General features: G+C 67.7%; 5 protein-coding genes. 3 read left to right on the top strand and 2 right to left on the bottom strand.

Translation table 11 applies throughout. The features are described 5' to 3' along the window. The first annotated feature begins 250 nt into the window (after nucleotides 1–250). Nucleotides 251–1411 carry a glycosyltransferase gene (locus ACFWGD_RS12930; protein ID WP_377779096.1) on the top strand — a complete coding sequence of 387 codons (1161 nt, stop codon included), beginning with the start codon at nucleotides 251–253 and terminating at the stop codon, nucleotides 1409–1411. 120 nt (nucleotides 1412–1531) lie between these two features. Beyond that, the gene (locus tag ACFWGD_RS12935; RefSeq protein ID WP_377779099.1) at nucleotides 1532–2485 is read left to right on the top strand and encodes an IS481 family transposase; all 954 of its coding nucleotides are present in this window, start codon (nucleotides 1532–1534) and stop codon (nucleotides 2483–2485) included. Nucleotides 2486–2609: 124 nt separating this feature from the next. Here ACFWGD_RS12935 and ACFWGD_RS12940 read toward each other — a convergent pair whose 3' ends face one another. After that, nucleotides 2610–3815, bottom strand: coding sequence for an IS256 family transposase (locus ACFWGD_RS12940; RefSeq protein ID WP_377779100.1), 1206 nt, complete (start codon nucleotides 3813–3815; stop codon nucleotides 2610–2612). Nucleotides 3816–4036: 221 nt separating this feature from the next. After that, nucleotides 4037–5485, bottom strand: coding sequence for an NF041680 family putative transposase (locus ACFWGD_RS12945; RefSeq protein ID WP_377779097.1), 1449 nt, complete (start codon nucleotides 5483–5485; stop codon nucleotides 4037–4039). 100 nt (nucleotides 5486–5585) lie between these two features. On the opposite strand from ACFWGD_RS12945, the gene ACFWGD_RS12950 reads away from it, so the two are divergent. Continuing rightward, nucleotides 5586–5838, top strand: a 253-nt coding sequence (locus tag ACFWGD_RS12950; RefSeq protein ID WP_377779098.1) for a DUF1330 domain-containing protein, incomplete at its 3' end; no start/stop codon positions are given.

Genomic DNA, 5838 nt, shown 5'->3' on the forward strand with positions numbered 1-5838 from the left:
GTCTTCAGAACTCATTTACCGCTCCTCGCACAAACCGGGATCGAATGGTTCTCCGAAGTCCGGACTGAAAGCCGGACTCCGCGGGTCATCCTGATCAGCTGTGTCCCGATAAACGCACTGGCTCGCCCATAGGTCAGCGGATCGGCGGAACCCCGCACCGCCACATGGGCGCGTGCGACACATCCACCCGGGGCGGGGCACCGGCGTGCCGCCCCCGCCCGGGCCCGGCTCCTGCCTAGGGTCGGCGGCCGTGAAGCCCTCCATTTGCCTCTGCATGATCGTGAAGAACGAGTCCGCCGTGATCGAGCGCTGTCTCGAATCCGTACGGGACCTCATCGACACCTGGGTCATCTCCGACACCGGTTCCACCGACGGCACCCAAGACCTGATCCGCAACGCCCTGCGCGGGATCCCCGGCGAGCTCCACGAGGAGCCGTGGACCGACTTCGGGCACAACCGGAGCCTCAACATCAGCCACGCCCGCGGGAAGGCCGACTACCTGCTGCTCCTCGACGCCGACCTCGTCCTGCGCCGCACCGGCCCGCTGCCCCCGCTCACCTCGGACTCGTACATGCTGCGCCACGAGGGCTCCACCGAGTACCGGATCAAGCGGCTGGTGCGCGCCGACCTCCCCTGGCGATACGAGGGCGTCACCCATGAGTACCTCACCTGCGACCGCCGTGACGAGAACGACCAGCGTCCGGGCGTGCAGGAGAACCTCGACGCGCTCGTCATCGAGGACTACGCCGACGGCGGCTCCCGGCACGACAAGTTCGAGCGCGACGCCCGCCTGCTCAGCGCCGAGTTCCAGCGCGACCCGTCGAACGCCCGTACCGTCTTCTACCTCGCCCAGACACTGCGCGACATGGGTGACACCGCGGGCGCGATCCGGCTCTACGAACACCGCGCGGCCATGGGCGGCTGGGAAGAGGAGGTGTACTACGCCCTGCTCCAAGTAGGCGTGCTGCACGGCGACTCGGGCGACTGGCCGGCCGCCATGGACGCGCTGTCGCGCGCCTGGGAGTTCCGGCCCAGCCGCTTGGAGGCCTGCTACGAACTGGCTTCCCGGTTGCGAGTGTTGGGCCGCAACCACACCGCGCACGCGATCACCGGGGCCGTCCTCGATCGATCGGCACCGGATGACCTCCTCTTCGTCCAGCCCTGGGTGTACCAGTGGGGGTTGCTCTTCGAGCACTCCATCACCGCGTACTGGGTAGGCGACATGGACACCTCGCTGCGGGCCTGCGACCAGCTCCTGTCCCTGCCCGAACTCCCCGAGGCCTATCGCCGACAGACCGAGACCAACCGCGGCTTCGCCCTCGCCCAAAGCCGCCCGGACGGCACTGTTTCACGTGAAACATCCCTCCCTGTTTCACGTGAAACATCGGAGCCCTCGCCCTCGCCGGTCTAGCTGTATTGCCCCGGGAGGTTGTGGACGGGTGATCGAGGTCTCGGCTGAGGAGTCTTGAACGGGTGAGGGCCTTCCGGGTTCGGTGTGGATTGCGACGTCTACACCGACCGAAAGGCCCTCATGCCCCACCGTAATGCACCCCTGACCGAGACCGGACGGCTGCGCCTGGCCCGCTGCGTGGTCGAGGACGGCTGGCCGCTGCGGCGGGCCGCCGAACGCTTCCAGGTGTCCCCGACCACGGCCCAGCGGTGGGCCGACCGCTACCGGGAGCGGGGTGAGGCCGGTATGAGCGACCACTCGTCCCGCCCGCACCGCAGCCCGCGCCGGACCCCGAACCGCACCGAACGCAGGATCATCAAAGTCCGCCTCTCACGCCGCTGGGGACCGGCCCGCATCGCCCACCTCCTGGGCCTGGCGCCCTCGACCGTGCACCGCGTCCTCACCCGCTACCGGCTGGCCCGCCTGGACCATCTGGACCGGGCCACCGGCCGTGTCATACGCCGCTACGAACGCGAACGCCCTGGTGAGCTCGTCCACGTGGACATCAAGAAACTCGGCAACATCCCCGACGGCGGCGGCCACAAGACCCTGGGCCGCCAGGCCGGCCGAAAGAAGCGGCCCCGCCTGGGCTACAGCTACATCCACACCGCCGTCGACGACCACTCCCGCCTCGCCTACAGCGAGATCCTCACCGACGAGAAGAAGGAAACCGCCACCGCCTTCTGGCAGCGCGCACACGCCTACTTCACCAGCGTCGGGATCAGCGTCGAACGCGTCCTGACCGACAACGGCTCCTGCTACAAGTCCCACGCCTGGCGCGACACCCTGGCAGCGGCCGGGATCACCCACAAGCGAACCCGGCCCTACCGGCCACAAACCAACGGCAAAGTCGAACGCCTCAACCGCACCCTCGCGGAGGAATGGGCCTACGCAAAGCCCTACCAGTCAGAGCAAGAACGACGCGACGCCTTCCCCCACTGGCTGCACTTCTACAATCACCACCGCGGACACACCGCGCTCGCAGGCAAACCACCCGCCAGCCGCGTCCCCAACCTCACAGGGCAATACACCTAGGGCGGCAGCGTGCGCACTCGCACGGCGGGAACTCGACGCCGACCCGTCGTAGTAGCCGAAGGCCCGGAACCGGGCGATGTCGGCTGGGGTGTGTCCAGTTAACGGCTGATCTTGGTTTTGAGGTTCAGTTGTTGGCTGGGGTGAGCCGGCCCTCGAAGGCGATCTGGAAGGCGTTCAGGGGTGCCTTCCAGCGCATGGTCCACCTCTTGCGGCTCTTGCCGGTCGGGTCGAGGCTCATCAGTGCCAGGTAGACGCACTTCAGGGCCGCGGCCTCGGTGGGGAAGTGTCCGCGGGCCCGGACGGCCTTGCGTATCCGCGCGTTGACGGACTCGATGGCGTTCGTCGAGCAGATGACCGTGCGGATCTCGACGTCGAAGGAGAGGAAGGGCACGAACTCGGCCCAGGCGCTCTCCCAGAGCTTGATGATCGCCGGGTACTTCTTCCCCCAGGCGTCCTGGAACTCTCCGAAGCGTTCGGCTGCCGCGCTCTCGTTCGGGGCGGTGTAGACGGGCTTGAGCGCCTTGGCGATCTTGTCCCAGTCCTGGCGGCCCGCGTATCGGAAGCTGTTGCGCAGGAGGTGAACGATGCACGTCTGAACAATTGTTCGGGGCCAGACCGCCTCAACCGCGTCGGGCAGCCCCTTGAGTCCGTCGCAGACCAGCATCAGCACGTCGTCCACGCCGCGGTTCTTGAGCTCGGTGAAGACCTGCAGCCAGTATTTCGCGCCTTCGCCGCCATCGCCGGCCCAGATACCGAGGATGTCCCGGGTGCCCTCGACGGTGACGGCCATGACCACGTAGATGGGCCGATTCGCGACCTTGCCGTCCCGGATCTTGACGTTGATGGCGTCCACGAACAGGACGGGGTAGACGCGGTCGAGTGGCCGGTTGGACCATTCGGCCATGCCCTCCATCACCTGGTCGGTGATGGTGGAGATGGTCTGCCTGGAGACCTCGGCGCCGTAGATCTCGGCCAGATGCGCGGAGATCTCCCCGTGGGTAAGACCCTTCGCTGACAGCGACAGCACCATCTCGTCCACGCCGGTCAGCCGGCGCTGCCGCTTGCGCACGATCTGCGGCTCGAAGCTGCCGGCCACGTCCCGGGGCACCTTGACCTCGACCGGCCCGACATCGGTCAGCACGGTCTTGGACCGGGTGCCGTTGCGGCTGTTGCCGCTGTTCTTCCCCACCGGATCATGCTTGTCGTACCCGAGGTGATCGGTGATCTCGCCCTCCAGGGCGGACTCCAGCACCCGCTTGGTCAACTGCTGCAGCAGCCCGCCCGCACCGGTCAACTGCATGCCCTCGGTCCGGGCCCGCTCGACCAGCATCGCGATCAACTGCTCGTCCGACGTGGCCACACCCACCGGCTCAGCCACGGACTCGTGCTCGATCGTCATCTCACTCACTTGGCGTCTCCATGATCAACAGATCCGCCGTTTATTAGACACTCCCGTCGGCTGCGGTCCGGTGAATGACCGGGCCGGGTTCGCCGGACATCGTCACGCGGATCTCGCTGCTCGGTCGAGCGAACTGGTACTCAGCTTGATCTTTAACCTCGTTGTTCTTTCAAGCGGACATGTTCGGTGAGTGTCTCTGCTCGTTTCACTGTCTTGCCAGGCTCGTGTCGTGGGGCTGGCCTGCGGTTTTTCGACCCGGGTGGGCGTCCGGGACCGGGCAGGGATGGTTGGGGCACGCCTGCCGGCTGGGCGGTCTTCGCGCGGAGGTGCCGGAACCCGCGGCGGACTCGGGCGGGAGTGAGCCGGCGGGGTTCCGCGGGCCGTTCCCAGGGGCGGCGGAGGTCCTCGGCGAGCGGGCGGGCGAGGCGGAGCTGGGTGTGGGCGGCGATGATCAGCCAGGTCCACAGATCGGCGGTGTGCGGGTCGCGGACCTTGGGGACGGTCCAGCCGAGAGTCTGCTTGAAGAGGCGGAAGGTGTGCTCGAGGTCGAAGCGCCGGAGGAATGCCTGCCACCGCAGGTCGATGTCCTGGCTCGTCATCCCGGTCTTGGAGGACCAGAGCCAGACCGGTTTCGGGTCGCGGTCACCAGGGAGGTGCTCGACCTTCAGCCGGAGTAACGTGCCGTGGATCAGGGGGAGTTCACCGCAGTGATCGAGCCAGGGGCCTCGGGCTTGCAGGCGTGGGTGCATGCGGTCCCAGGCAAGGGTCTCTGCCGCGCCGTAGTGGGTGGTGGTGCTGGCGGTGGTGTGGTCTGGGGTGTGCCAGGAGTCGGGTTTGGAGAAGGTGAGGACACCGCCGTGCTTGCGGGGCTGCCCGCCGCGTGGGGTGGAGCGGCGCGGGCCGGCGTCGCGGAGCATGACCCGGTCCGAGCGCAGCCGGCCGACCAGCTCGACGGGCAGGTCGGCCAGGACGTAGGCGAGGCGGGTGACGTCGTAGCCGGCGTCCACGACGACGAGGATGTCCTGGTCGCCAGGCTTCCACTGGCCTGCCCGCAGGAGCCGGGTGAAGACGTCGCGGAGCTGGGTGGCGGTCACCGCGGTGGCGTCGTCGGCCGGTCCCAGACGGATCGCGTCCAGTACCGCGGTCCACGAGGTCCGTCCCGTTTCCAGGGCGGCGACGAAGGAGTAGGGCCAGCCGGGGATCATCTGGTCCGCACTGCGGCCTCGCCCGTATACGTGGCAGAACAACAGGTCCGGGCTGGTGGGAGCGTCGGGCCGCAGCCAGTTGCTCACATCCACCGCGAGGACGATCCGCCCGTCGGCAGCCCTCGGCAACGGCGTGGAGGCCAGCAGCCGGCGCAACCGGGCGGGCTCCAGCCAGCCGTGGTTGACAGCGTCGTACATCGCTCCGTGCCCACGCCGGTGCTCGGCCGTCAACGTCAGCTCAACCAGCGACCTGACCGGCCCGTCCGCACACAGCACCGCGTCCGCGAGCTCGAAAAGCGTGTCCGCACGGGCATACAGGCAGTCGTAGAACTCCACACGAAAGCGGGACAGGACACCCAACGCCTCGACGCCGGAAACATCAACAGGGAAACTCATCCTCAGCGGCCGTTCCTCGACACTTCGTTACTCGACATCTCGAAGCGTGGAGGGCGGCCGCCTCGCGTGCCCCCGGAAGCGGTAGATCTCAGCAGGTCGGATGACATGCGAGGTTAAAGATCAAGCTGAGAAGCTGGCTGCTTACAACAAGCTGGCCGGTCCGGCCGTCAAGGCCGGGGGCGGTCGGATCCTCGCCCGTGACAGTCGGGTCGTGGCGCATGACGCCGGAATCGCCGAGCGCACCGTCCTGATCGAGTTCGACAGCTTCGAGCAGGCCGTCGCGGCGCACGAGAGTGCGGCCTACCAGGAGGCGCTGATCGCCCTCTCCGACGGCGTCGAGCGCGACTTCCGCA

This window comes from Corynebacterium sp. NPDC060344, from assembly GCF_042725215.1.
Classification (GTDB): domain Bacteria; phylum Actinomycetota; class Actinomycetes; order Mycobacteriales; family Mycobacteriaceae; genus Corynebacterium.